This is a genomic window from Laceyella tengchongensis (genome assembly GCF_900182735.1).
Taxonomy (GTDB): Bacteria; Bacillota; Bacilli; order Thermoactinomycetales; family Thermoactinomycetaceae; genus Laceyella; species Laceyella tengchongensis.
Window position 1 is genome coordinate 229669 of the sequence record NZ_FXTU01000004.1, and the last position, 25156, is coordinate 254824.

General features: G+C 51.3%; 24 protein-coding genes and 1 riboswitch. Of the genes, 18 read left to right on the top strand and 6 right to left on the bottom strand.

What is annotated here, in order from left to right:
• The first annotated feature begins 554 nt into the window (after positions 1 to 554).
• The 3 genes from QQZ12_RS10545 (at position 555) to QQZ12_RS10555 (ending at position 5011) form a co-directional block, all read left to right on the top strand.
• A complete protein-coding gene (locus tag QQZ12_RS10545) occupies positions 555 to 3209 on the top strand; it encodes a transglycosylase domain-containing protein (RefSeq protein WP_284724398.1) in 2655 nt (884 codons plus the stop codon).
• A gap of 188 nt (positions 3210 to 3397) precedes the next feature.
• On the top strand, positions 3398 to 4435 hold the full coding sequence (locus QQZ12_RS10550; protein WP_284724399.1) for a YkvI family membrane protein: 1038 nt from the start codon (positions 3398 to 3400) through the stop codon (positions 4433 to 4435).
• A gap of 15 nt (positions 4436 to 4450) precedes the next feature.
• A complete protein-coding gene (locus tag QQZ12_RS10555) occupies positions 4451 to 5011 on the top strand; it encodes a glycerol-3-phosphate acyltransferase (RefSeq protein ID WP_284724400.1) in 561 nt (186 codons plus the stop codon).
• 95 nt (positions 5012 to 5106) lie between these two features.
• Here the strand turns inward: QQZ12_RS10555 and QQZ12_RS10560 are convergent, their stop codons facing one another.
• The gene (locus tag QQZ12_RS10560) at positions 5107 to 5901 is read right to left on the bottom strand and encodes a DUF2797 domain-containing protein (protein ID WP_284724401.1); all 795 of its coding nucleotides are present in this window, start codon (positions 5899 to 5901) and stop codon (positions 5107 to 5109) included.
• A 364-nt stretch (positions 5902 to 6265) separates the two neighbouring features.
• Here QQZ12_RS10560 and QQZ12_RS10565 point away from each other — a divergent pair, with 364 nt between their 5' ends.
• The 5 genes from QQZ12_RS10565 (at position 6266) to QQZ12_RS10585 (ending at position 13157) form a co-directional block, all read left to right on the top strand.
• Complete coding sequence (locus QQZ12_RS10565; RefSeq protein ID WP_022737022.1) at positions 6266 to 6445, top strand: hypothetical protein; 180 nt, start codon at positions 6266 to 6268, stop codon at positions 6443 to 6445.
• 29 nt (positions 6446 to 6474) lie between these two features.
• Positions 6475 to 7350, top strand: coding sequence for an SDH family Clp fold serine proteinase (locus tag QQZ12_RS10570; RefSeq protein ID WP_054096263.1), 876 nt, complete (start codon positions 6475 to 6477; stop codon positions 7348 to 7350).
• A 214-nt stretch (positions 7351 to 7564) separates the two neighbouring features.
• A complete protein-coding gene (locus tag QQZ12_RS10575) occupies positions 7565 to 9079 on the top strand; it encodes a class I adenylate-forming enzyme family protein (protein ID WP_284724402.1) in 1515 nt (504 codons plus the stop codon).
• A 143-nt stretch (positions 9080 to 9222) separates the two neighbouring features.
• The gene (locus QQZ12_RS10580; RefSeq protein WP_284724403.1) at positions 9223 to 10581 is read left to right on the top strand and encodes a 3' terminal RNA ribose 2'-O-methyltransferase Hen1; all 1359 of its coding nucleotides are present in this window, start codon (positions 9223 to 9225) and stop codon (positions 10579 to 10581) included.
• The gene (locus QQZ12_RS10585) at positions 10578 to 13157 is read left to right on the top strand and encodes a polynucleotide kinase-phosphatase (protein ID WP_284724404.1); all 2580 of its coding nucleotides are present in this window, start codon (positions 10578 to 10580) and stop codon (positions 13155 to 13157) included. Before QQZ12_RS10580 ends, QQZ12_RS10585 begins: the two co-directional genes overlap by 4 nt.
• A gap of 57 nt (positions 13158 to 13214) precedes the next feature.
• On the opposite strand, the gene QQZ12_RS10590 is transcribed toward QQZ12_RS10585, so the two are convergent.
• Both QQZ12_RS10590 and QQZ12_RS10595 read right to left on the bottom strand, forming a co-directional pair.
• A complete protein-coding gene (locus QQZ12_RS10590; RefSeq protein ID WP_102993277.1) occupies positions 13215 to 13541 on the bottom strand; it encodes a metal-sensitive transcriptional regulator in 327 nt (108 codons plus the stop codon).
• A gap of 128 nt (positions 13542 to 13669) precedes the next feature.
• Positions 13670 to 14524: an alpha/beta hydrolase family protein gene (locus tag QQZ12_RS10595; protein ID WP_284724405.1), complete on the bottom strand. Its 855-nt coding sequence runs from the start codon at positions 14522 to 14524 to the stop codon at positions 13670 to 13672.
• Between the two features lie 90 nt (positions 14525 to 14614).
• Positions 14615 to 14811: riboswitch (cobalamin riboswitch) on the top strand.
• 138 nt (positions 14812 to 14949) lie between these two features.
• Between QQZ12_RS10595 and QQZ12_RS10600 the strand changes: the two genes are divergently transcribed.
• From QQZ12_RS10600 to QQZ12_RS10645, 10 genes are all read left to right on the top strand, one after another.
• A complete protein-coding gene (locus tag QQZ12_RS10600) occupies positions 14950 to 15900 on the top strand; it encodes an ABC transporter substrate-binding protein (protein ID WP_189318888.1) in 951 nt (316 codons plus the stop codon).
• Positions 15897 to 16925 (top strand): FecCD family ABC transporter permease, encoded by a 1029-nt coding sequence (locus tag QQZ12_RS10605; RefSeq protein ID WP_102993274.1) that lies wholly within the window; start codon positions 15897 to 15899, stop codon positions 16923 to 16925. Before QQZ12_RS10600 ends, QQZ12_RS10605 begins: the two co-directional genes overlap by 4 nt.
• A gap of 16 nt (positions 16926 to 16941) precedes the next feature.
• Entirely contained in the window at positions 16942 to 17751 is an 810-nt protein-coding gene (locus QQZ12_RS10610; protein WP_102993273.1) for a heme ABC transporter ATP-binding protein, read from the top strand.
• Complete coding sequence (locus QQZ12_RS10615; RefSeq protein ID WP_284724406.1) at positions 17748 to 18335, top strand: cob(I)yrinic acid a,c-diamide adenosyltransferase; 588 nt, start codon at positions 17748 to 17750, stop codon at positions 18333 to 18335. Before QQZ12_RS10610 ends, QQZ12_RS10615 begins: the two co-directional genes overlap by 4 nt.
• Positions 18336 to 18377: 42 nt before the next feature.
• Positions 18378 to 18734, top strand: coding sequence for an arsenate reductase family protein (locus tag QQZ12_RS10620; RefSeq protein ID WP_022737013.1), 357 nt, complete (start codon positions 18378 to 18380; stop codon positions 18732 to 18734).
• A 491-nt stretch (positions 18735 to 19225) separates the two neighbouring features.
• Entirely contained in the window at positions 19226 to 19765 is a 540-nt protein-coding gene (locus QQZ12_RS10625; RefSeq protein ID WP_102993270.1) for a peroxiredoxin, read from the top strand.
• Between the two features lie 74 nt (positions 19766 to 19839).
• Complete coding sequence (locus tag QQZ12_RS10630) at positions 19840 to 20289, top strand: TlpA family protein disulfide reductase (RefSeq protein WP_102993269.1); 450 nt, start codon at positions 19840 to 19842, stop codon at positions 20287 to 20289.
• Positions 20290 to 20307: 18 nt separating this feature from the next.
• The gene (gene gcvH, locus QQZ12_RS10635; RefSeq protein ID WP_102993268.1) at positions 20308 to 20688 is read left to right on the top strand and encodes a glycine cleavage system protein GcvH; all 381 of its coding nucleotides are present in this window, start codon (positions 20308 to 20310) and stop codon (positions 20686 to 20688) included.
• An 89-nt stretch (positions 20689 to 20777) separates the two neighbouring features.
• Entirely contained in the window at positions 20778 to 21002 is a 225-nt protein-coding gene (locus tag QQZ12_RS10640; RefSeq protein ID WP_284724407.1) for a DUF2553 family protein, read from the top strand.
• A 164-nt stretch (positions 21003 to 21166) separates the two neighbouring features.
• Positions 21167 to 21592, top strand: a complete 426-nt coding sequence (locus QQZ12_RS10645) for a hypothetical protein (protein WP_284724408.1) — start codon at positions 21167 to 21169, stop codon at positions 21590 to 21592.
• Positions 21593 to 21639: 47 nt separating this feature from the next.
• Here QQZ12_RS10645 and QQZ12_RS10650 read toward each other — a convergent pair whose 3' ends face one another.
• The 3 genes from QQZ12_RS10650 to pckA form a co-directional block, all read right to left on the bottom strand.
• Positions 21640 to 22404: a DUF3050 domain-containing protein gene (locus QQZ12_RS10650; protein ID WP_284724409.1), complete on the bottom strand. Its 765-nt coding sequence runs from the start codon at positions 22402 to 22404 to the stop codon at positions 21640 to 21642.
• Positions 22405 to 22561: 157 nt separating this feature from the next.
• Entirely contained in the window at positions 22562 to 23191 is a 630-nt protein-coding gene (gene udk / locus QQZ12_RS10655; RefSeq protein ID WP_022737006.1) for a uridine kinase, read from the bottom strand.
• 165 nt (positions 23192 to 23356) lie between these two features.
• A complete protein-coding gene (pckA, locus tag QQZ12_RS10660) occupies positions 23357 to 24937 on the bottom strand; it encodes a phosphoenolpyruvate carboxykinase (ATP) (RefSeq protein WP_284724410.1) in 1581 nt (526 codons plus the stop codon).
• Positions 24938 to 25156: the final 219 nt, after the last annotated feature.

A 25156-nucleotide genomic window follows, 5' to 3' on the forward strand; every position in this document is an offset into this window, starting at 1 on the left:
CTAGAAGCGGGCCGGACGATTCGGTTGGTTTCCCTTTTCGCTCGCTCTGTGCCAGTGTCATGGCCGGTGCCGCATTCCAATAACCGGGGGTTTGACTATCAGGGGATTTCATGTAAAATCTACATAAGTCATTGTAATATTACTGTAATATTTTTTAAAAATGACAAACCATTTCGATGGGCTTTCCGTTATAATGGAATGTGTTATTTTATCGCAGACCCTGCGCGTCGTTGAATCCACCACGCCAAGGCAAACCAGAAACAGGAGCTGACTAAGCCGGCAACGAAGGAGGGGAGACCGCTGACTTTCCATAAGAACAGGGAAAATAGCAGTCCGACCACTCCGGTGAAGCGACACGCAAAAATAGCGGCTCGCTCGTGCATTTATCCCTCACCTCCCGCTTCACTATAGCACAAGTGCGGAGGCAGGAACTAGCCGACAAAAGCCGAAAAAGAAGTTGTTAATAGAAGGAAAATCCAGACAGGTAGAGATACTGCGATGAACGATCAGTATTTCAGGAGGTAGACGCGATGGACGATTTTCGTAAGGTGAGCATGAAAAGCGGATACAGCCCCATGCCACCACGGACTCGCAGTGAACGCGCCGGCTCCCGTTCCCGCTCCAGCCGCAGCGGCGGCCCGAGGGGCACCGGCGGACGCGGCCCGCAAAAGCAAGGGTGGCAACGGTTTTTCAACTGGAAATGGATGATGCTGGTCTTATTGACTTCGTTATTGATTATGGTCGGCGGCTGTACCGCGGTGATGATGTCGGCGGAAACGTTGGATTTAGAAAAAGCGAAAGATCCGACGAAAATGCCGACCAACTCCAAAATTCTCGATAGCAAAGGCGATGTAGTAGCTGTGTTTGGTAACGAATATCGAGAATGGGTTGAGATTGATAAAATTAAGAAGGTGAATCCGGACTTATTGACAGCCTTCGTCAAAGTGGAAGACCGTCGTTTTTATGAGCATAACGGGATTGACTATGAAGGCTTGGGACGTGCGATAATCAAAAACATTATCGCGATGGGCAATGCCCAAGGGGCGAGTACCCTTACCCAGCAGGTTTGTAAAAACATTGTACTGGGTGATTTTAATAAAACCTATACCCGGAAGATTAAAGAGATCGGCTGTGCGCTAAACTTGGAGAAAGAACTGGGTGAAAAGCGCAAAGACAAGATTCTGGAAGCATATTTAAACTTTATTGATTTTGGTGGCGTCAATGGCATCAAACTTGCTTCCGAGGTGTACTTCGGCAAGGACCCCACACGGGATCAATTGACAATCGAAGAGATCGCCTTGTTAGCAGGAATGCCGAAAGCACCATATAAATATAATCCGCTAAAAAACCCGGAAAGTGCCAAAGAGCGGCGCGATGTGGTTTTAACTCAAGTATTGCCAGTCGATGATGTGATCCCACCGATTGTGGATAAACAGACGGCCGAGGAGAGGGCCAAATTGCCAGTCAAGACATGCCCGAAAACAAAGTGTTGGAATAAACTGCTGAGAGCGGGCAAATTTGATCATTATAAAGCTTTTGTGCAAGAGGAACTGAAACGAGACTATGGTATTAACCCGGAAAAACTAGGGAAAAGTGGATATGTGATTAAAACGTCTCTTAATCAGCAAGCACAAACGGCTGTTGAAAAAGCATTGCAGGACAAATCGCTTTTTGTGAATAAAGGCCAGTATATGAAAGACGCGGATGCAAGTATAGTGATGCTAAACCCGAAAAACGGGATGATTGTCGCAGTTGGAAACGGTCGCCATTATCAACCAGGATATCAAAAGCGTGCCCTGTTGCCCGTGCAACCGGGTTCGACCATTAAGCCGTTAACTGTATATGCTCCTGCAGTGAATGATCATGATTACAATGAATACTCGATCGTTAAGGATATTCCCGTTGACTTTGCGGGAAATTGGAATCCGTCTAACTATGGTGGTATGCCGCCGCAGGGGAATATTCCTATGCTGACAATGGTTAAGAAGTCGCTTAACAAATCAACCGTACGGCTGTTACATGAAGTGGTTACCCTGGATAAAGCTTACGAGTATGCGCAAAAGCTGGGATTGGAATTGAAAGAGAGAGACAGAGCGTCGTACTCGGCTCTGGCGCTTGGCGGCGGATCCGTCGGGGTGACTACAAAACAAATGGCGCAAGCTTATGCTGTGTTTGCCAATGGCGGTAAATATTATCAAGCGCGCACGATTGTCAGTGTAAAACAAAACGATGAAGTCGTTGAACCTAAAAATCCGGATAAATATAAACAGCCGAAACAAGTATTCAGCGAAAAAACGGCTTGGTATATGACACGGATGTTGAAGCATGTCATCGCCGATGATGATGGAACGGGTCATAATGCGCGACTGAGAGATGGTCGGGATGTGGCTGGTAAGTCTGGGACGATCCAGGAAGAAAAAGCGGCTTGGTTTGTTGGTTACACCCCTGATCTGGTGGCAGCAGTCAATGTTATGTATCCAATACAAGGCGCAGAGATTGTAAAAGTGACGGGTGGTAGTGTACCGGCTAAAATTTTCAGCTATGTGATGTCTGAGGCACACCAAGGAATTCCACCACACTCATTCAAAAAACCGCCGGGTGTTGAAGAGCCGAAACGACCATTCGAATTGCAAGCACCACACTTGTCTTATGAATCGCATCCAGACGGTGTTCTGTTGAAATGGCAACAGCAACCAGAGCAAGTGACCTACCAAGTCTTCCGTGCCGAGGGCGGCAATTTCGTGAAAGTGGCTGATCTGCCAGCTGGCTCCACATCCTGGAAAGACTCGTCTGCCTTGCCTCCGCAAGATGACGGCTTTGATCTGGGCGACCTCTTTGGTGGCGGTGGCGAGAAGAAGAAAGTCTACCGCTATAAAGTGGTGGCAATTGATACGCAGGCGACCGATCCGGCCAACAAAGAGAAATCAAGTGAGATCACCGTGGAGCTTAAGTCTGGGAAGAAAGAAGAGAAACCGAAGTTCGATAAAAACAATGATGGCATCGATGACCGCCAGCAAGATAGCGATGGTGACGGCGTCAATGACCATGAGGATAAATTCCCGAACGATCCGACCCGAACGGGTAAGGAACAAGATGGCGGCGGCGGTAATGGCGATAACGGCAATGGTCGTCCCGGAAGAGACGATGGCGATAACAATGATGGTAACAATGGCAATGACAATGGTAATACCGGTGGTTGGCCATTTTAATGAGTCAGCATCGTAAGTGAACAAAGAGAGACTCCAGCTTTCATGCTGGGGTCTCTCTTTTCGTATTGGGCTGTAGCCGCTTTATATCACGCTCATGTTCATTAGCGATGACTGGTATATGTTCTATTCTCGCACTTCCTCCCATAGACTAGTCCTAACAGAAGGACAAGAAGGGGCGTGTGTTGGGGATGGAGCGGTGGGTGCTCGCCAGTCGCATCGGCTTTACTTATATCGGGACAGTGGTGGGCGCGGGCTTTGCTTCTGGGCAGGAGATCATGCAGTTTTTCACGTTGTTTGGGGAGCGGGGCGTCTGGGGTGTATTCGTGGCTGCGGTGTTGTTTGCCTGGTTGGGGACACGGATGATGTTGCTGGGATGCCGGTTGCAGGCGCGGTCGTATGAAGATTTTAACCAATATTTATTTGGAGAGCGCTGGGGCCCGATGATGGCAGCGCTGATCAGTGTGATGTTGCTGGGAGTCACGGCAGCGATGATGTCGGGGACGGGCTCGCTGTTTGAAGAACAGTTGGGGTTGTCGTTCCATGCTGGCGTGATTTTTACGGTGGCTTTTTCCTTTTTTTTTATCTTGCGAGGTATCGATGGAGTGTTGTCGGTCAATTCGTTGGTGGTGCCGGTCATGTTTTTGTTTATCGTGATGGTGGCATCCCATGCGTGGCAGGCGGGTGAGCTGGCATCTGTGGTTTCGCTGATTCCCGAGCCCCGGTACGCCCACTGGTTGCCGTCAGCCTTGGTTTATGTGTCGTTTAACCTGGTGTTGACGCAGGCGGTGTTGGTGCCGCTAGGGGCGGAAGTCGCCGATGAGCGGACGATCAAGCTGGGGGGCTGGATTGGCGGCATTGGGCTAGGGGTTATGCTGTTCGCCTGCAATCTGGCGTTGCAGTTGCACTGGCAGGAAGTGTCGCGGTTGGATATCCCCATGGGCCATGTGATTAGCACACTCGGGGTAGGCGTGAAATTTTTCTTTTTGGCGATGATGTGGGCAGAGATTTTCACATCGCTCATCGGCAATGTCTACGGACTGGCCGCCAATCTGAGCCAGGTGGTGCCGTTGCGTAAGCCGTTGATCATGCTGCTGATATTTGGGATGGGGTATGTGTTTTCCTTGATCGGCTTTCCCACGTTGGTGCATTATCTGTATCCCCTGTTTGGCTATTGCGGCTTGGTCGTGCTCGGCTTTATGGTCTTTCGCCGGATGCCGGCGGGATAGGGGAGGGAAGCGGACATGACTTGGTTGCTTGTCCTTGGCTTAGCTTATGTGATTGGGGCTTTTCCTTGCCATTGGTGGGCGTGTTCCCGCCCCCATTCAGAACAAAATGGAGTGGGATACGCGCAACTTCCCCTCAAAGAGGCGTTTTTGCTCTTGGTGATCGATCTGGTGAAAGGGATGGCGGCAACTTTGCTCGGATTTGCGCTATTGGGCTGGGTGGGCGCTTATCTGGCGGCGATCTTGGTCGTGGTAGGCAGTGTGTATTCTTGTTTTCTCGATTTCCGCGGCGGAACCGGCTTAGGCGTGGCGGCGGGGGTGCTGTTGATCTTGAGCCCCATTTTGGTCGTGGTGGGAGTGATGATCTTCATATTGGCGATGTTGTTGGTGCGAAGCTTGTTTGTGGCAACACTGTTGACAGGGGTCACGTTGTTCTTGTTTGGCATGGTGTTGGCGACGCATGTGATGGTGTGGCTGATCGTGTTGGTGTTGTGTGTGGTGATCTGGTCGCGATGGTGGGGAAAAAAGCCGCGCAGCTATTCTCGATATAAGAAACCGCCGTGGCGCAAGCGGTGGTGAGGGAGACAAGGAGAGAGTCATATGAACAAAAAAGAAGCCGAACGAACGGCTTCTTTTTAGCTTGTTGACAACATGGCTTGGGATCGATGGTTGGTTTACACCGCGAACGCTACTTTGTACCCAGCATGTTTGCGCACTTGAAAGACACCCGTGTCCAAAATGAGATACTGCGCTTTCACCCCGATCAGTTTGCCGCTGATGGTGGCTTGTTTATCTAAGCTGAGAGGAGTGATTTTCTCCAAAGTGGACAAGGATGGATAAGTGAGTGGGACAATCTCAGGATCGGGAATAAGATAAGCGTGGTAAGGTTCGGGCAACTTGGTGATAAGATCCTCCCGGATGGCGAGCAAATCGCAATCGGCGATTTCGTTCTTCAACATTTTGCGCCAATTCGTTTTGTCTTTGACGTATTGGGCGAGGATGATCTCGATGTCTCCAGCGTCTTTGCGGCTGGGTACTTCCATGATAGCCATGGCTTGGGAAGCACCCTGATCAATCCAACGCTTCATCATGTTGGTTTTGCGGGTGATACCGACCTTGACGTCACTGCTCAAAGCCAAATAGACGATGTGGGGTTGCAGGCAATGGAGTTCACCAAAAGATGCGTCTCGGCAAGTGCCTTGATGGTAGTGGCACAACTCCGGCTTGACGATGCACAAGTCGTTTTCTGGCAGATCGCGATAACAAGGGTAGCAGGAATTGTTTTTGCCGTAAAACTTTTTGGTTATGCGCCCGCAGTAAATGCATTGAAGCTCGTCCAAGAAGGAGAGCTCAATGGATTGCCCCAACAGTTCGTTAAGGGCGATCTTTTCATCGTCGAGCCGCAACTGATATTCGATCGGATCAGCCGGCTCGTGTTCCAGTGCTTGCAAAAATCCGATATGTTTCAAGGGAATGTCTCCTTTGTGCTTTTCATCTGTATGCAAAATGTGGCCGTCGCATTGGGATGTGCTACTTATAGAGTGGAGGCCTTCAGAAATTGCGACAGGTTTGACTCTATCATTCATCAAGTCTAGCAGAAGGCTATTGTAAGGTGCAAGGTTGGGATAACTTGGAAGTGATAATAGAATGAAAGATTCATTTTTTTGTGACACTTTGTTTGATCAATCGTAGGGAGGTTAGCATTGATCCCGGATATGGCGCGAAAGGAAAAGTTCATGCTGATCCTCCATGTCAACTGTCTGTATCTTTTGGATATGGTGCGCATATAGTATAATGTAATTAGTGTTGCTCACGAGGTAAGGAGGGTAGATGATGATGTTTCACGCCCTGTTGGCAGCCAGAGATGAGCTGTTGTCCAAACGCCATAACAACCAAGAGAACGAGTACGAGATGTTCGCTAAGTCCGTACAGAAGCTGAAGAAGGATATGGAAGTGCTGGGGATCAAGCCCAGTAAGGAGAAGTTATATGGCAGACCGTTTAGAGGGGAATAGATTATCGAAGTGAAGGAGACTACCAATCTATGAGTCAACTTCATATGCCGAAGCAAACGCCTTTGTTCCATGCTATCCATCGCGATCGCTATGAGCGGCAGGAGCTGATCAAAGAGATCGAGACGGTGACGGGGCGCAGGCTGTTGGTGTACATCGCGAATATCACACATCCGGAAAGTGCCATCACCCGGGAGGATATTGCGCCGTTTCATGAAATTGTAGCTTCTTTGGAAGATGATTGCAATGTGGATTTGCTTATTGAAAGTCCGGGCGGGGACCCGAATGCGGCGGAGACGCTGGTGCATACGTTGTTGTCCAAGACGAGCCATTTGCGCGTGATCGTGCCGCAAGCGGCAAAAAGCGCAGCGACGTTGATCAGCCTCGCCGGTGATGAGATCGTGATGAGCAACACTTCGGAATTGGGGCCGATCGATCCACAGATTTCCATACCCACGGCTTTTGGGTATCAGTATCGACCGGCTCAAGCTTTTTTGAACGGACTGGAAATGATCAAGCGGGAGCATGCGGCCGGACAACCTCTCAATGCGGCGTATCTACCGTTTTTGCAAGGCGTCGATGCCGCCCTGATCGATTTTTGTTATAAATCGATTGAACATTCAAAACGTTTGGCTGTCAAGTGGTTGTCCCGGTCCATGTACAAAAACAACCCGCTCGCCGCTAAGCGGATCGCCGAAACACTGACCAACATCGAAAAGTACCCTAATCACGGGTCGGTGATCAATTACCAAGAAGCCAGGGCGATCGGGCTGAAGATCACTTACATGCCGTACAATGATGAAGTGTGGCAAGCCATTTGGCGTTTGTACACGAGGTACCTTGTCTACATGCGGGAGAAAACGGCGATCAAAATTTTTGAAAGTACCAGCTCTTCAGTGATGTTTTAATGAAAATACATTTTTATAATGAGAGTTTTATGTTATAGTGAGGTGGAGATGCACACGCATGTGAATACGCCATAACCCCTATCGCATAAGAGACCGGCGCTTTCCTGGCCGGTCTTTTGTTTTGCATTTATTTCGGCAATCTAAAATATACATACAGAGGTTCGTTTATTAAAATAGAACAGGGAGTAGATTAGATAAAGGGGGAACATGGGCGATGGGAACCATTCAATCATACTTAAGAGAACGCGCTGAGCACACACCGGAAGTGGAAGCGGTAGTCGGAGGAGCAGAACGGTTTACCTATCGGCAATTTTATGAGCGGGTTAACCAATTGGCACATTACTTACTCGAACTGGGTGTGGAAAAAGGGGATCGGATTGGTATCTTGTGCAAAAACCATCATCCTTTTCCAACGATTCTGTTTGCCGCCATTCGGGTGGGGGCGGTGGTGATCCCCCTGAATTGGCGATTGACGGCATATGAACTGTCTAACATTATGGAGAGCGCTGAGCCAAAGGTTTTGTTTTATGATGAAGAGTATGCAGATGCGTTGCAGTTTGTGAAAGAGAAAGCCACCGTGCCTCATGTGTTGCCGGTGGGTGAGGGCTTGTCGTTGGTGGAGAGTTTTGCGGCAGTGTTCACGGAGTATCCGGTCACGGAACCACCTGATGTCTTGCTGGCTGATGATGATCTCGCTTTTATGCTGTTCACGTCGGGAACGACGGGATTGCCTAAAGGCTGCATGATTTCACATAAGGGAGTGGACGCTTACTTTAGCGTCGAACCGATTCGGCAGACCTTTCCACCAGGAACGAAGTTTTTGGCCGTGCATCCGTTGTTCCACATGAGTAGCACCATGATGATGGTCAGCAATGTCAAGCATGGCGTCACCATGGTATTTTTGGCCGATGATCGACCAGTTGCCATCTTGGATACGATCGAGCGGGAGAAGATCAACGTTATGTTCGCGTTTCCGGCGGTATACCGCTACATGCTGGAAGAGTTGAAGCGTGGACACCGGGATTTGTCTTCCTTGCGCTTTCTCTCCTCCGGTGGGACGCATGTGCCCGCTTCGCTTATCAAAGAATATTGCCAGCTGGGGTTGGTGATGGGGCAAGGTTATGGTAGCACGGAAGCATGGGCCATCAGCGGGTGGAATCCGACTATGGGCCTGAACAAAGCCGATTCAGTCGGCAAACTGGCCCCTGGCGTGGAACTGAAAATTGCCGACCCCGAAACGGGCGCGCCGTTGCCGCCGGGTGAGATAGGGGAGGTCGTGGTCAGAAGTCCGTATCTGTTCCAAGGGTATTGGCGCAATCCAGAGGCGACGGCCAAGGTGTTGCGCGATGGCTGGTTTCATACGGGCGATGCCGGTTATGTGGACGAAGAGGGGTTCTTGTACATATCGAGCCGCTATAAAGATGTGATTGTGTATGGTGGGGACAATGTGTACCCCGGTGAAATCGAAGAAGTGATCCATCAGTTGCCAGATGTGTTAGAAGTGGCGGTGATTGGCGTTCCGCATGAAGTGATGGGAGAAGCGCCATGCGCATGCATTATCAAAAAACCGGGTAGCGCGCTTGTAGCAGAGCAGGTGATTCATCTGTGCCGCGAGCGGTTGGCGGCTTACAAAGTGCCGGAAGTGATGTTTGTGGAGCAGTTGCCCAAAAACGGCTTGGGCAAAGTAATGAAGCACCGATTAAAAGAACAGGTGTTGCGCCGTTCATAATGGGTAAAGCAAACCGTCCTCGCGGGAGGGCGGTTTGTCGTTTTCTGGATGAAAAAGAGTTGTGTTGATATATTTAAGGATATAAGATGATTAAGTGAATAGTTTATCTTATTTATAAATTGAATTTTAGGAGATTTGGTAATATGTATCTGGAAATTACATATCAGAGGGAGCCGGCCACTGATTTGGGCTACTTGCTTCACAAGCATCCCGAACGCGTGCACACCTTTGCGCTGTCGTATGGGCAAGCGCATGTGTTTTACCCAGAAGTGAGCGAAACACGTTGCACGGCCGTGCTGTTGATGGAACTGGACCCGGTGAAATTGGTTCGTGGCCGGGGACCGCATGGTTCCGGCTTCGCTTTGGATCAGTATGTTAATGACCGGCCATATGTCGCCTCTTCTTTCTTCAGTGTAGCCTTGAGCCAGGTGTATTCATCGGCGTTGGCGGGGCGCTCCAGTGAGCGACCGGAGTTGGTGGAGCAAGCGGTTCCGTTGGAAGCACGCTTGCCGGTGTTGTCCGCTTCTGGAGGATGCGAACGCGTGCGCCGGTTGTTCGCGCCATTGGGGTATGAAGTGGAAGTTGCTCCTCTGCCATTGGATGAGGCATATCCGGAGTGGGGGAACAGCCCTTATGTCCAATTGACTTTGCGTGGCACGGTTCGGCTAAAGGATTTGTTGTCCCACCTTTACGTGCTGATCCCAGCCATTGACCATGAAAAGCATTATTGGGTGGGGGAAGACGAGGTAGCCAAACTGTTGCGCCACGGCGAAGAGTGGTTGCCGCAACATCCGGAGCGGGAGTGGATTACGATGCGCTATCTGAAATACCAGCGCAGGTTGGCAGACCAAGCCTTGGCTAAGTGGTCGGAATCGTCCGCGCTGGAGGAAGGTGGGGAAGAGCAAGTCGAAAAACCCCAGCGCTTAAATGACATCCGCCTGCAAACGGTGGCCCAGCTGTTGCGCGAATCTGGGGCATCTCGCATCTTGGATCTCGGATGTGGTGAAGGGAAGTTGTTGCGGTTGCTCGCTTCGGAGCGGAGATTCGCTAAGCTGGCGGGAATGGATGTGTCCATTGAAGCTTTGCGACGGGCCAGGGAGCGGTTGCCAGAAGAGGTAGAGCTGTTTCAGGGATCACTTCTTTACCGGGATGAGCGGTTGCAAGGCTTTGAGGCGGTTAGCCTCGTGGAAGTGATTGAGCATATTGAACCGGATGGTCTGCCTCTGCTGGAACAGTTGGTGTTTGGTGAGTTGGGGCCAGCCACCGTGATCGTGACGACGCCCAATCGCGAGTACAACGACCTGTTTGAGGGGTTGGAGGAAGGGAAATTTCGTCATCATGACCATCGGTTTGAGTGGACGCGGGCACAGTTTGCGGAGTGGGCTGAACTGCTTGCAAAACGGAACGGCTATACGGTGTCTTTTCATCCGGTCGGGCCGCTTGACGAAGCTGTGGGCGCCCCAACTCAGCTGGCTCTATTTCGAAAGGAGATTGAAGCATGATGAAAAGCCGGGAAGGCGAGGAGGTGACCAGTATGCAATGGAAAATTCCAGAGTGTGCGCTGGTCGTGTTGATCGGTGCATCGGGGTCGGGGAAATCTACGTTTGCCAGACGGGTGTTTAAAGAGACAGAGGTGTTGTCGTCGGACTTCTTTCGCGCCATGGTGAGCGATGATGAAGGGGATCAGTCGGCATCCAGCGCTGCGTTTGAATTGTTGCACCAAGTGGCGGCCAAGCGGCTGGAGCGAAAGCGGCTCACTGTGATCGACGCGACGAATGTACAAGCCGACGGGCGCAAAGAACTGATTGCGCTGGCCAAAAGATATCACATGATCCCAGTGGCGTTTGTGATGAATATGGCGGAAAGCGTCTGCCACGAACATAATGCGATGCGAGAACGGAAGTTGCCCTCGCATGTGATCAAGCGGCAACATCAAGCGTTAAAGCGTTCGTTACGCAATCTAAAAAAGGAAGGGTTCCGTTACATTTATAAAGCGCAAGAGCCCGAAGAGCTGATGCAGGTGGAGATCGTCAGGGAGCGGCTATGGGTCGATAAACGCGATGAGACGGGGCCGTTCGATATCATTGGCGATGTGCACGGTTGCTATGCGGAATTGGTGGAGTTGCTCACACAACTGGGTTACCGCGTGGTAGACAAGGGGGACAAGGTGCACGTGGAGCCGCCGGTGGGGCGGAAGGCGATCTTCTTAGGTGATTTGGTCGACCGCGGTCCTGATAGCCCGTCGGTGTTGCGGCTGGTGATGAGTATGGTGGAGAGCGGAGCAGCATTGTGTGTGCCGGGCAACCATGATGTGAAGCTGTTGAAAAAGTTGGACGGACGAAATGTGCAAGTTAAGCACGGCTTGGAAGTGACCTTGGCCCAATTGGACAAGGAACCTCCGGAATGGATTGAAGAGGTGCGTAATTTCCTGCGTGGTTTGGTTAGCCATTATGTGCTGGATGAAGGTCGCTTGGTGGTCGCCCATGCCGGAATGAAAGAAGAGTATCAAGGACGGGCCTCCGGCGTGATCCGCGATTTTGCTTTGTATGGCGAAACGACGGGCGAAATCGATGCATTCGGCCTGCCTGTGCGGCTGAATTGGGCCGAATCGTACCGAGGATCGGCTACGGTCGTATATGGGCACACCCCGATTAAAGAACCAACGTGGCTCAATCGGACGCTCAACATCGACACAGGGTGCGTGTTTGGCGGAAAGCTGACGGCGCTCCGCTATCCTGAGAATGAGCTGGTGTCTGTTGCGGCGAAGCAAGTGTACGCGGAGCCGGTGCGTCCTCTGGAAGCGTCCCCGGCGGTTTCAAATTCGCATCGGGATGAAACACGCATCGATGTACAGGACGTGCTGACTGATCGGATTCAAACCCGATTGTTGAGACGCCCAGTACACATCCGCAAAGAGCAGTCTGCGGCCGCCTTGGAGACGATGAGCCGGTTTGCGATCGATCCCAAATGGCTGATTTATCTTCCACCGACGATGTCCCCGTCGGAAACATCGGAACAACCTGGGTATCTAGAACACCCTGAAGAAGCTTTTGGTTACTATGCGCAACGCGGCGTGAAGCAGGTCATATGTGAGGAGAAGCATATGGGATCACGCGCGGTGGTGATTGTGTGTCGCGACAAAGAAACGGCGTTAAATCGTTTTGATGTGGCCGACGCGGGTTGGGGTGTCGTCTATACCCGAACCGGGCGCCGTTTTTTTGAGGATGCTTCGGTGGAGCAGGCAATACTTGAGCGGTTACAGCAAGCGATCACCCGTGCTGGTTTGTGGGATGAATTGCAGACGGATTGGATGTGCTTGGATTGTGAATTGATGCCGTGGTCCGCCAAAGCGCAGGAGTTGATCCGACAACAGTACGCCCTGGTAGGAGCCGCTAGCCGCCAGGCGTTGGCAGGAGCCGTCTCCCTGCTGAAACAGGCGGCCGCCGCCGGGCGGGGTGTCGAGGAGCTGTTGTCTCATTTTCAAGAGAAACAGGAGAACAGCCGAGAGTTTGTGGCGTCGTACCGACGCTACTCCTGGCGGGTCAATGATCTGAACGATTATAAATTGGCGCCGTTCCACCTGTTGGCAACAGAGGGGCGGGTTTACACTGATCGCGACCACTTGTGGCACATGGAGACGATCGGGCGGATTTGCCGTGAGGATACGGGGATATTGATGGCCACCCGTTACCTGGTGGTCAATGTGGAAAATTCGGATGAAGTGGAAGCGGCGACCGCTTGGTGGTTAGAGATGACTGAATCGGGCGGAGAAGGGATGGTGGTCAAGCCGCTCTCCTTTATCGCCGCCAATGGCAAAGGGTTGCTACAACCTGCCGTCAAATGCCGGGGTCGGGAATATCTGCGGCTTATTTATGGCCCGGACTATACAGAAGAAGCCAATCTGACTCGATTGAGAAACCGGGGCTTGAAACAGAAGCGCTCCCTCGCTTTGCGCGAATTCGCACTTGGCTTGGAGGGGTTGATGCGCTTTGTCGACCGGGAACCGCTCCATCGCGTCCATGCGTGCGCATTTGGCGTTATGGCGCTGGAATCGGAACCGGTCGATCCGCGGTTGTGATATATTGCATGGGTGCAAACGAAAGCGGCTTGCTTCTTTGGGAGCAAGCCGCTTCGTTCATTTCATCAGTTTTTTTACGGTGGTGAGCAGTTCCTCAATCACTTCCGTGTCTCCTTCTTGGAGCCGTTCCGTGACGCAACTGCGCAAATGCCCTTCCAAGAGGATTTTGCCCACACTGTTCAATGCAGATTGTACAGCGGAGATCTGATTAAGCACATCATCGCAATACGTATCATTTTCAATCATTTTTTTGATCCCGCGCACTTGTCCTTCGATCCGATTTAGGCGGGAAGTGAGGTTGGTTTTCACTTTCTCGGAATGATGGCTTTTCCGTTCGGTTGGGTTGGCACAGGCGGGATGCTCTTCCGGTTGACGCGGTTCCATTCATATCACCCGCTTCCTGTAGTTAAGCCGTTTGACTCGTTCACGGCGGTGAGTCCATGGCCCTTCCTATATATTAGTCTACCCGTCCTGCTTGGCAAGCGCAATTTTGCGGGCTTGGAAATCCCAACTCATTCTTGTTTCCCCCATTGCTGCGTGAAGAATTCGGTGGTGACTCGGATCGCTTCTTCCAGCGCGGGGGTCATTCCAGCAAACGGATGTACAGCGCCCATGGTGTGGTTGGCCTCTTGGATCACATGCAGTGTGGCTTGTGGTGCGGCTTCAGCCATCCGCACGGCTCCCTCATATAAGCCGGGCAGATCTTGGCCTCCTTGCACCAGCAACAGCGGTTGGGTGAGTTGAGGCAATCGTCCCAATAGATCAAAACGGTCGCGGTTGGCTTCAATGTCATCTAAGACTTCGCGCCGAATCGGCAAGCGTTGGCCAGTCCGGGCATTAATGACATGGGTAATGCCTTTGTTTCGCAATTCTACCAGCAGTTCAGGTTGGAAGAAGTCAACGCGGTGAATGCTGTTCCAGACGACAGCTGCTTTCACCTCCTCGGGATGGTCCAATGCGTACAGCAAACTATTGCCGCCGCCACGGCTGTGGCCCATGATGCCCAATCTCGTTAGGTCGCATCGTGTTGCCTGTGGGATTTCTCCTTGCCGCAGGGCTTGCACAAGGCGGGCCAAATCCTCCTGTTCGCGGCTAAAGGTGTTTCGTGAGAATTTATCCAACTCAGTGAAATGTTCGAGGTCTTTGCCAACGCCATTCATGGAGAAGTTGAACGTGATGGCCGCCAATCCAGCTTCCGCCAGTTTTCGCCCCAACTCAGGAAAAAAGCCCCAATCTTTGAACCCTTTAAATCCATGACAGACGAGCACGGTAGGAGCGGGCCGACCGGTGTCTTCCGGCAGAAACAAATCTCCGCGGATGACGCGTTCTTCTTTGCCCAGGTCGAGCGCAAATGATATGCGGTTCATAACATTCCTCCTGTGATGGTCGAATCAGATAAGATGCCTGAAATTGCAAAATTGCAACGGATTTCCCTTTCCATTATAATGATAACGAACGAAGTGAATAAGGGAAAAGGTCTTTCTTATATAAGAGAGCGAAGAGGGAAGACCGGTGTGAATCCGGCGCGGTCCCGCCACTGTGAAGGGAGAGGAAAACTGCAAGCGTATGCTAGCCACTGTCGCTTCGTCGATGGGAAGGCGCAGTTGGACGATGAACCCTAAGCCAGGAGACCTGCCTTTTCCAGACGTCCACTTGCGTTCTCCTTCGCGGGTTAAGGAGAACCGCGTGCGTGGCGGGTCAGTGTCCCGCGTTGTTTCGCATGCCTTTCTCCAGCCTGTGCCCTCAAGGAAGCACAGGTTTTTATGTGTGCATCAAGAAAGGAGCGGAAGTCATGAGTGTGAAGTGGAAAAAACGATGGGGACTGCTGTGCCTGAGCCTGTTGCTAGTGCTTGGCGCAGTGGGTTGCGCGCCATCCGGCGGGACGGAGGGACGCCTCAACACGCCGGTTAAACCGGCAGCGGTGAAATACCCGGTAGAGGTGACCGACCAAGCGGGCAACAAGGTGACTATCAAGCAAGAGCCCAAACGCATTGTTTCATTGATGCCCAGCAACACGGAAATCGCTTACGCGCTCGGCCTTGATCAAAAAATGGTAGGTGTTACGACCAATGATGATTATCCGGCCGCAGTGAAGAAATTGCCCAAAGTGGGCGACTTTAAGATCAATGTGGAGAAAGTGGTTAGCTTGAAGCCGGATTTGGTGCTGGCCAACGGCGCCAATGACAAAGCGACGCTGGAGCAGTTGAAAAAACTGGGCATTCCTGTTCTTGTATTGGACGCTAAGAGTTTTAAAGACATTTACCGTTCGATCGCAATCATCGCCACAGCGACCAATACGGCGCGCGAAGCAGACTTGTTGATCGCCAAAATGCAGAAAGAGCATCGCGACATTTACGCCAAAGTGGTCAATGTGCCCAAGGATAAACGGGTGAAAGTGTTTGTGGAGTTGGACCCGACACTGTACACTGTCGGCGGTGACACATTTATGAATGAATTGGTCACAACCGCGGGTGGCGTGAATGTGGCGGCCGGGTTGAAAGGATGGCCCCAAGTGTCGGCCGAACAAGTGGTCAAATGGAATCCTGATATTATCATTTCTTCTTATGGAAGCACAGACCAAATCCTGAAACGCCAAGGCTGGTCGACGGTGAATGCCGTCAAGGGGAAACGCGTCTATGTGGTTGACCCGAATCTGACCAACCGCCCCGGTCCGCGGATCTTTCAAGGGGTGAAGGAAATGGCCGAGCAATTTTACCCTGAAAGATTCGGTGAACAGAAGTGAGTAAGGGGCAAGCGTTTGTTTGGGGCGGAGGATTGTTCCTCTGCCTTCTTTTTTCTTTGGCCGCCGCCGTGTCGGTGGGAAGCGCGGAGATCGGAATCGGCACGGTCTGGCGGGTGATCGTCGATCATGTCCTAACAGGAAATGGAGCAAGCATGGACCCGGATGCGGTGATCATATGGGAATTGCGGTTGCCTCGGGTGATTTTGGTTGCGTTGATCGGTGGAACGCTCGCTGTTGCCGGAACCGTGTTTCAAGGGATTTTGCGCAACCCGCTGGCTGACCCCTATGTCTTGGGCGTTTCGTCTGGGGCGGCGGTTGGTAGCGCGCTCATTGTGATCACGGGCTGGGGGCTGTCCTTGTTGGGCAGTTGGTCGTTGCCGCTGGCCGCATTTGCCGGAGCCGCAGTCTCTGTTTTGCTTGTGTTGCGCTTGGCGCAGATTCGGAAACATCTTCAGGTGACTTCGCTGATTCTGGCGGGAGTGGTGGTGCAGGCGTTTTTCGGCGCGGTGCTCACCTTGATCATCTCGCTGTCCCCAGAAGAGCTCAATCGGATTCAATTTTGGTTGATGGGGAGTTTGGCGCTACGTGAGTGGCAGCATGTAGAAGCGGTCTTGCCGTTTTGCGTTAGTGGCTTTGCGCTGTGTTGGCTGTTCAGCAGGGAGTTGAACTTGTTTGCGCTGGGAGATCGTTCGGCCACGCATTTGGGACTGTCTGTCAGTCAAGTTCGTTTGGGGTTGATTTTGCTCGCGTCGCTGATGACAGGGGCGGCGGTGTCAGTGGCGGGAATGATTGGGTTTGTTGGGCTGGTGATCCCGCATATCATGCGGATGCTGACCGGAGGGGATCATCGGACGCTGATTCCGCTCTCCCTGCTGGCGGGAGCCATCTTCCTCATTTGGGCTGATGCGTTGGCCCGGGTGGTTCTGGAGCCGCGCGAATTGCCGTTGGGTGTCATTACTGCATTTGTGGGAGCCCCATTTTTTGCGGTGATTCTGCGCAAGCACCAACATAAATGGCATGGCTAAGAGAGGAGGGAAGACCATGTTGTTGCGGGCGGAAGGGCTTGGCAAGCGCTTGGGCGGCCGCTGGGTGCTCCATGAAATCAGCTTAGAAGTGGCGTCGGGGGAGATGGTCGGCATCATTGGCCCAAATGGAAGCGGCAAAAGCACCCTCCTTTCGTGCTTAGTGGGGGAGAAAAAGGCTGACACCGGACAGGTGTGGTTGCGAGGCCGGCCATTGGCGGAGATGGGAGCCAAGGAGCGGGCGCGGCAAATCGCGGTTTTGGCCCAAGAAGAGGTAGGGGAAATCTATTTCACTGTCAAAGGAATAGTGGAGATGGGGCGGCATCCCCATCTAGGGCGCTGGCCGTGGCTCGGGGAGCGGGATGAGCGTATCGTGGCTGATGTGTTGCGTCAGACCGATAGCCAACATTTGGCCGAGCGGATTTTTGCAGGCCTTAGCGGCGGCGAGAAACAACGGGTGTCCTTAGCGCGGGCGCTGGCACAGGAGCCGGTGTTGCTCGTGCTGGATGAGCCCACCGCCTATCTCGATCTGAAATACCAGTTCGCCTTGTTAAATTGGATTAAACAGTGGCAGGCGTCATGCGGGTTGACCGTGATCATGGTCTTGCACGATTTAAATCTGGCCGCGCAATATTGTGACCGCCTGCTGGTGTTGAAGCAGGGACGAATCGTGCGCCAGGGTACTCCGCACGAGGTGATTGTGCCGGAGATGGTCGAAGCGGTTTATGGCATGTCTCCCATTGTGGTGGAACATCCGTTGCTCGGGGTTCCGCAAGTGTTATTGACAGCGATGCAAGCACAGGAGAACGGGGAGGAGCGCGAACGATGAAAATCTATACCCGGACGGGTGATGAAGGCAAGACAGGAGTCATTGGCGGACGTGTGTCGAAAGATGATATCCGTGTGGAAGCGTATGGTACGGTGGATGAGGTAAATGCGTTTGTCGGTGAGGCAATCGTCAGGTTGGACCCGGCGATCCATGCCGATTTGCTCCAAGATTTGACCGAAATTCAGCATGAATTGTTTGATGCCGGGGGAGACTTGGCCCAAGCGGGTAAAAATCGTCGCTATAGGGTGACAGCGGAGATGGTGACCCGGTTGGAGGCATTGATTGATCGGTATGAGCAGGAATGCCCACCACTGGAACGATTCATTTTGCCTGGGGGCTCCCCGCTATCGGCCGCTTTGCATGTGTGCCGCGTGTTGACGCGCCGGGCAGAACGGTTGGTTGTCAGCTTGTGCCGGGAGCAAGAAACAAACGTCGAAGTGCGGCGTTATCTGAACCGGTTATCGGACTTCTTCTTCACTGTGGCGCGGGTGGCCAATGTGCGGGCAGGAATGGCAGATGTGGAATATAAGCGCGGCGTGCGGGTGTTTCACACGGACGAGAAAAAGGATCAGGGCACAACGTAAACTGCGGAGTGCGCGAAAGTGAGATGTGAGGAGGACACAGGTATGGCGTTAGTGATGTATTGGTATCCCAAATGCGGAACGTGCCGCAAAGCGAAAAAGTTTTTTGAGGAACACGGGGTGGCGGTGACAGAGAAACATATCGTCGAAACACCGCCGTCCAAAGCAGAGTTGGCAGATCTGGTTAAGAAAAGTGGATTGCCGATCCAAAAGTTTTTCAACACCAGCGGCCAAAAGTACCGCGAGTTGGGCTTGTCGAAGAAATTAAAAGAGATGAGCGACGATGAGAAGCTAGACTTGCTTGCTTCCGACGGGATGTTGATCAAGCGCCCGATCGTCACCGATGGGGAGAAAGTGACCGTCGGCTTTAAGGAAGAGCAATTTAAAGAGACGTGGGTGTGAATAAGTAGTAGACCGACCTTCCCTTCTGTACAGGTGGGGAAGATCGGTTTGTTCGTGTAAGGGATGACGAAAAATTAAGACATATGTGGAGGTAGACGCCTCCACCTCTTGCTTAGTCAGGGAGCTTGCTCAAGTTGTTAGTGCAAGCGTCGGTTAATGGCATAGCGGTAGCCGTTGCCTGGTTCTTTAGCCCTTTCTCCATAGAGTGGCAAGGGTCTGTGGTTCTGTGGTGTGTGTGCTGATTCGCGCGGCAGCAGGATAAATCGGTAAGGATAGGAAATAAATAGATGGGAAACCAAGGTGCGTAATTGAAAATTGTTTTCACTTTATAATTAATATAAAATAGTATTGACTATAATCTAGGAGCATGGTAAGTTAAATATGTGCCAAGCATTGCCACCTATTGTTTAAGACCCTTTTATGATGGGCAAGGTAAAGAATGTGGCATGAAATAGCAATGGCTAGTTTCATAACTTGAGGAGGTTGTTCAAGTGGCTCAACGTCTTGTAGGATTGCCAGCTCCAGATTTTGAAATGGAGAGTACCAAAAATCTGGAAACATTGGATGAGAAAGTTTCTCTTTCCGATTACAAAGGAAAATGGCTGGTTCTGTTTTTCTACCCACTTGATTTTACATTTGTCTGCCCAACCGAGATTACAGCTTTGTCTGACCGTTATGAAGAGTTCCAAGATCTCGATGCAGAGATCCTCGGTGTGAGCACCGACAGCAAATTCTCCCACCGCGCTTGGATCAACACGCCTCGCAGCGAAAACGGTTTGGGTGACATCAACTTCCCATTGGCTGCTGACACCACTCATAAAGTAAGCCGTGACTACGGCGTGCTGATTGAGGAGGAAGGCATTGCCCTGCGCGGTTTGTTCATCATCGATCCGGACGGCATTTTGCGTTACCAAGTGGTAAACGACAACAACATCGGTCGTGACGTGGATGAAACTCTGCGCGTACTGCAAGCTCTGCAAACCGGCGGCTTGTGCCCGGCCAACTGGAAACCGGGGCAAAAAACGCTTTAAGATAAGTGAGTAGAGGGCCTAACGTCAGTCGCGTTAGGTCCTTTCTTTCCATATATGACAGGAGGATGGAGAACATGGCGCTTCGTTTACGCACAGAAATGCCTGAAATCAATGGTGTGACGGAATGGGTCAATCAAGAGGTGACGAAGGAAGAGTTGAAAGGAAGCCCTGTGCTCGTTCATTTTTGGTCGATCAGTTGCCACATGTGCAAAGAAAGTTTGCCTGAACTCAACAAAATGCGGGAGGAAATCCCTAATCTGAAACTGGTCGGAATTCATATGCCTCGCTCGGAGAAAGACACAGATGTGGACGCGGTGAAAGAAACCATAGTAAAATACGAACTGAAACATCCACAAGGCATCGACAACGAACATCGTGTGGTGGATGCGTTCGAAAACGAATTTGTGCCTGCATTTTACTTATTCGATGCAAACGGCCTGCTGCGTCACCGTTCAGCTGGCGAGAAAGCGCTCTCGATGCTGAAACGCCCGTTGGAACGGGTGCTGGCTGAAACAGAAGCTTAAGATCCGGAGGGAATCGACATGAACTTGCCAAAAGAGCTGCGTTATTCCAAAGAACATGAATGGGTAAAAACGGAGGGCAACTTGGCCCGTATCGGGATCACCGACTTCGCGCAATCCGAATTGGGTGACATCGTATTTGTGGAATTGCCAGAAGTAGGAACAGAACTTGTCGTCGATGAACCATTCGGCAGTGTTGAGTCTGTGAAAACCGTTTCGGAGCTGTATGCTCCAGTTAGCGGAAAAGTCGTGGAAGTCAATGGAGAGCTGACCGATTCTCCGGAGAACGTGAACGATTCGCCGTACGAAGAAGGCTGGATGATCGTTGTCGAAATGTCCAATGAGGCTGAATTGGAAAAGCTTCTGTCAGCAGAAAAGTATGAAGAAATGATAAGCGAGTAAAGTGATGCCGATCCCCCTCCTTGCATATCGCCTTTCGGTGCGAGACAGACTATGGACAACCAAAAGGTGCAAGGAGGGGGATGTTTTTTATGGGATGGGCTGATATCAGCGACAAAGTGACGGGGCGCTTGGAAGCAGGTCGGTTGGTCTTTTATCACAACCACCAACCGGTAGCCGAAATGGATTTGCGAACCAAAGAGATGAGCCTGCGCGAAGGATACATGATGGATGGCGCGCAAATTTTTGCCGCTGATAATAAAACAAAATTACAACCGCGATATGCTGATAACTGTGATGTGGATTGGTGCCAGTGAGAGAAAAAACATAGCGGAGTAAGATTCGCTATGTTTTTTTCTTTTGGTCTTATGGTTTGGATTACTCAGATTTGTGGTAAAATATATACACAAGCTTCTTTGTTTTTCCATCAAATGTCCTAAAACATGTGGTCGATTATGAGTGGGAAGAGGAGGGAAAGCCCATGGGTTACTGCTGTGGCGCCTCCATGATTGGATTAATTGGATCTTATCGGCAGCAGTCCATCATGGTGCATCAGGTTCCGTTAATGTTTTGTCCAGTCTGTCATTCGATGGAAGTGCATCCTGCGGTTAAGGAAGAGGTTGAATTGGTGATTGAATATGCGCTGGAAGACCGTGTGAGAGAGGTCACCCTCCGTGAAACGATCACTCCGGAAATGATCGCAGAATGGAAAGAGGCTGGGATCAGTTTCCAAGAAACGGATGATCTGGAGCCGATCCTACGCGAACAAATCGACCATTCACTCGATCTCTTGAGAGTATCCAAAGTGTTAAATGATAAAGAGTGGGGCGAAGAATTGAAGCACCGCCTCAGCGTGCTAACCACACAACTTAAAAAATTGGAACAACAAAAAGAAGAAAGCCGATAAATGTTGGCCCGGCACAGTTTCGCTGCCCGGGCTTTTTTGTGCGGTAGTTAGAGTCCGGTGCGCTTGATCTCGTCGGTGATGCCGTCCCATAGGCGGAGGCGCGCTTCCAACGCCGATTGCGCAATCCGGTAGGCTTGTTCGCGTTTCAAGGGGTCGTTGCCGCACAAGGATTGCAGCAGTTTTTCGGCGAGTGGGCCGTTGCGCATGCCGTTCACGGCGAGATGGCGTCGCAAATAAGAGGTAAACCGGTTGTGGATTCCTTGCTGTTCCAGAGAACGCAATAAGGCTGCGAACATGTCGGGGATCAGATCATCACGCCCGAAAATAAACCAAGCGGCGACTTCATGGGGTTTACCGTTCAGCGATAATTCCAGGCTCTGTCTGACGAAGTCGGCAACGGTGGGGGGGATTTCGCTGGAATATAGAGATTCAATCGGATGGTATCCTGCGATAACCATTTCCACATACTGCTGAATCGGGGTGATGTCGGCTCCAGCTTCATCCATGGCTTGTATGTACATTTCAAAGTGGCTGGCGTAGCCTCCTTGCCCGTCCTCGTCGGCTTCTTCCGTCAGCACCATCTCGTTGATATAGCGGACATACTCGGCGTGCGCCCGCGGGATCCAAGGGATGGTGAGGGAAGTAAGCTGTCGTTGGAGCCGTTTGAGCACATTCATATAATCCCAAACGGCAAAAACATGGTGTTTCATGAAGATTTTAATACGTTCGGGCGAATTGATCATCGTATAAACCGGGTGGGTAAGAAGATCTTCCCGTGTGGTTTGAATCGTTTCTGAATATATGGCATTCACCATAAATTCCTCCTGTTTTGGAAAGAATTATAAAATAAACTATCGCTTATTTTACTGCATTCCCCTGCTGAAAACAAGAACATTATTCTTAAATTTTTGAAAACAGGAGGCCGAAAACAAGAAAAATCTTCCAGGGCATCGGCTCCTGGAAGACCGGTCAACGGGTGTTGGCTGTGTGCAAATACATACGGATGTGGTTGATCAAAAGATTGATGGCGACTTGGTTGTGTCCGCCTTCGGGAATGATTAAGTCGGCGTAACGTTTGCTGGGTTCGATAAACTGCAAGTGCATGGGACGAACCACGTTAAGATATTGATCCATCACCGATTGGAACGTGCGCCCGCGTTCTTTGATATCCCTTTCAATCCGGCGCAAAATACGTACATCGGCATCCGTGTCGACGAAGATTTTGATGTCCATCATGTTACGCAAACGCTCATCGTCTAAGATGAGAATCCCTTCCAAGATGATGACGTCCTTCGGTTCAAGCCTAACCGTTTCCGGCGCTCTCGTATGCTCGGTATAATCATAGACCGGCTTGTCGATGGATTTGTATTGGAGCAGTTGCGACAATTGTTCGATCAACAGGTCGGTGTCAAAGGAGAGCGGATGATCGTAGTTTGTCTTTTGGCGCTCCTCTAAGGTTAAATGCGATTGGTCTTTGTAATAGGAATCTTGTTCTAGATAGACGACAGAATCGGCGAATTGCTCCACCAGTTTGCGCGCGACAGTGGTTTTGCCGGAACCTGATCCGCCCGCCACGCCGATCACTACAGGTTTGTTCATGGCATATGCTTCCCTTCATGCTATCATTGCTCCGTGCGGTTTCACTTTCGTGATGATACCAGTATTATTGGTCGTTTTCAAGTGAAACATCATGGAAATGGCTTCTTGCAAAGAAGAAGCCCGGCTCTTGGAGCCGGGCTTGGGATGAGGATAGAAGTGTCAGGCTTAGCGGATGGGGCCTGCTTGCTTGATTGCTTCGCTGACGCCAGTGAACTTGTCGAAGTGTTGGTGGAAACGTTCGGCCAACTCGCGCGCCGCTTGGTCATAAGCAGCGGGATCTTGCCAGGTGTGCCGCGGATTCAAAAGTTCAGCAGGCACATCGGGGCAAGAGGTCGGGATATGCAAGCCAAAGATGGGATCGGTCTCGAAGTCGGCTTGTTTGAGCGAACCATTAATCGCTGCACGCACCATGGCGCGGGTATAGGCCAGGTTCATGCGTTGACCCACACCGTAAGGGCCCCCGGTCCACCCGGTGTTGACCAAGTAGACGTCCACTCCGTGTTGCTCGATTTTCTTGCCGAGCATGTCAGCATAGACATGGGCCGGACGTGGCAAGAATGGAGCACCGAAGCAAGTGGAGAAGGTCGCTTCCGGCTCGGTGACGCCGCGTTCCGTACCGGCGAGCTTACTGGTGTAACCAGCCAGGAAGTGATACATGGCTTGTTCTGGTGTCAATTTGGCGATTGGTGGCAAGACGCCAAACGCATCTGCAGTCAAAAAGAGGATGACGTTAGGATGCCCGGCCACTCCAGGAATCACCGCTCCGGGAATGTAATCGATCGGATAGGCGGCTCGGGTGTTTTCCGTCAGGCTGTTGTTTTTGAAATCCGCTTGGCGCGTCTCATCCAGCACCACGTTTTCCAAAACGGTGCCAAACCGGATCGCTTCCCAAATTTGCGGCTCTTTTTCTTTGGTTAAGCCGATGCATTTCGCGTAGCATCCACCCTCGAAGTTGAACACCCCATGGTCGGACCAGCCATGCTCGTCATCACCGATCAGGCGGCGTTCAGGGTCAGCTGATAACGTGGTTTTGCCGGTGCCGGACAGACCGAAGAACAGGGCGACATCCCCATCTTCCCCCACATTGGCTGAGCAGTGCATCGGCATTACACCGTATTCTGGCAATAAGTGGTTCATCACGCTGAAGATCGATTTTTTCATTTCACCAGCGTATTCAGTGCCGGCGATGATAACCATCTTATGCTCGAAGCTGATGGCGATCAGTGTGCTGGAGCGGGTGCCGTCTTGTTCAGGATCGATCTCGAAATGCGGCACGCAGACGACAGTGAATTCCGGTTGGTGGTTGGCCAATTCTTCCTTCTCTGGACGAATGAATAATTGGCGCACAAATAGGTTGTGCCATGCATATTCATTGATCACGCGGATTGGCAACCGGTAGGTCGAATCGGCTCCGGCGAATCCGTCAAAGATGAAGAGCTCTTTTTCTTTCAAATAAGATTGTAAGCGTTTTAGAATGTGGGCAAATTGCTCCGGCGCCATCGCCTGATTGACCGTGCCCCAGTCAATCTTATTCGTGATGGTAGGCTCGTTGACAATGTATTTATCTTTGGGGGAACGTCCAGTGAATGAACCCGTGGTCGCCCGCAATGCTCCTTCTTTGGTCAAGATGGCTTCTCCACGGGTGACGGCGTGTTCAACCAGTTCTGCGACGGACAGATTCATGTGCACTTGTTGGCTACGCAACAGTTGAAGTGCCGGTTTCTCTGTAGGAATGACGATACTCATTCTTAAGCATCCACCTTTTTTTCTGGGGAGTGAGCTTACAAAAGGGGTGTCTGGTAACCATACAAATGGGATAAAGTGGTTGATTTCAATAATGGCTAAAACAAACACGACCCGATTGCAAATAAACTCATTCAAACCCCGAATTAATTTTTCGTTCATATGTGGTGTATCAATCGTTAAAAAGTATAACATAATTGATTGTCATTCGTGAAGGAGGTT

Excerpts from the sequence above, each read along its gene's own strand:
- QQZ12_RS10630 (WP_102993269.1), top strand. The coding sequence starts at position 19,840 with ATGGCGCTTCGTTTACGCACAGAAATGCCTGAAATCAATGGTGTGACG.
- QQZ12_RS10620 (WP_022737013.1), top strand. The coding sequence starts at position 18,378 with ATGGCGTTAGTGATGTATTGGTATCCCAAATGCGGAACGTGCCGCAAA.
- QQZ12_RS10645 (WP_284724408.1), top strand. The coding sequence starts at position 21,167 with ATGGGTTACTGCTGTGGCGCCTCCATGATTGGATTAATTGGATCTTAT.
- QQZ12_RS10555 (WP_284724400.1), top strand. The coding sequence starts at position 4,451 with ATGACTTGGTTGCTTGTCCTTGGCTTAGCTTATGTGATTGGGGCTTTT.
- udk (WP_022737006.1), bottom strand. The coding sequence starts at position 23,191 with ATGAACAAACCTGTAGTGATCGGCGTGGCGGGCGGATCAGGTTCCGGC.
- QQZ12_RS10590 (WP_102993277.1), bottom strand. The coding sequence starts at position 13,541 with ATGGAACCGCGTCAACCGGAAGAGCATCCCGCCTGTGCCAACCCAACC.
- QQZ12_RS10580 (WP_284724403.1), top strand. The coding sequence starts at position 9,223 with ATGTATCTGGAAATTACATATCAGAGGGAGCCGGCCACTGATTTGGGC.
- pckA (WP_284724410.1), bottom strand. The coding sequence starts at position 24,937 with ATGAGTATCGTCATTCCTACAGAGAAACCGGCACTTCAACTGTTGCGT.
- QQZ12_RS10565 (WP_022737022.1), top strand. The coding sequence starts at position 6,266 with ATGATGTTTCACGCCCTGTTGGCAGCCAGAGATGAGCTGTTGTCCAAA.
- QQZ12_RS10585 (WP_284724404.1), top strand. The coding sequence starts at position 10,578 with ATGATGAAAAGCCGGGAAGGCGAGGAGGTGACCAGTATGCAATGGAAA.
- QQZ12_RS10640 (WP_284724407.1), top strand. The coding sequence starts at position 20,778 with ATGGGATGGGCTGATATCAGCGACAAAGTGACGGGGCGCTTGGAAGCA.
- QQZ12_RS10610 (WP_102993273.1), top strand. The coding sequence starts at position 16,942 with ATGTTGTTGCGGGCGGAAGGGCTTGGCAAGCGCTTGGGCGGCCGCTGG.
- QQZ12_RS10575 (WP_284724402.1), top strand. The coding sequence starts at position 7,565 with ATGGGAACCATTCAATCATACTTAAGAGAACGCGCTGAGCACACACCG.
- QQZ12_RS10595 (WP_284724405.1), bottom strand. The coding sequence starts at position 14,524 with ATGAACCGCATATCATTTGCGCTCGACCTGGGCAAAGAAGAACGCGTC.
- QQZ12_RS10600 (WP_189318888.1), top strand. The coding sequence starts at position 14,950 with ATGAGTGTGAAGTGGAAAAAACGATGGGGACTGCTGTGCCTGAGCCTG.
- gcvH (WP_102993268.1), top strand. The coding sequence starts at position 20,308 with ATGAACTTGCCAAAAGAGCTGCGTTATTCCAAAGAACATGAATGGGTA.
- QQZ12_RS10615 (WP_284724406.1), top strand. The coding sequence starts at position 17,748 with ATGAAAATCTATACCCGGACGGGTGATGAAGGCAAGACAGGAGTCATT.
- QQZ12_RS10570 (WP_054096263.1), top strand. The coding sequence starts at position 6,475 with ATGAGTCAACTTCATATGCCGAAGCAAACGCCTTTGTTCCATGCTATC.
- QQZ12_RS10550 (WP_284724399.1), top strand. The coding sequence starts at position 3,398 with ATGGAGCGGTGGGTGCTCGCCAGTCGCATCGGCTTTACTTATATCGGG.
- QQZ12_RS10545 (WP_284724398.1), top strand. The coding sequence starts at position 555 with ATGAAAAGCGGATACAGCCCCATGCCACCACGGACTCGCAGTGAACGC.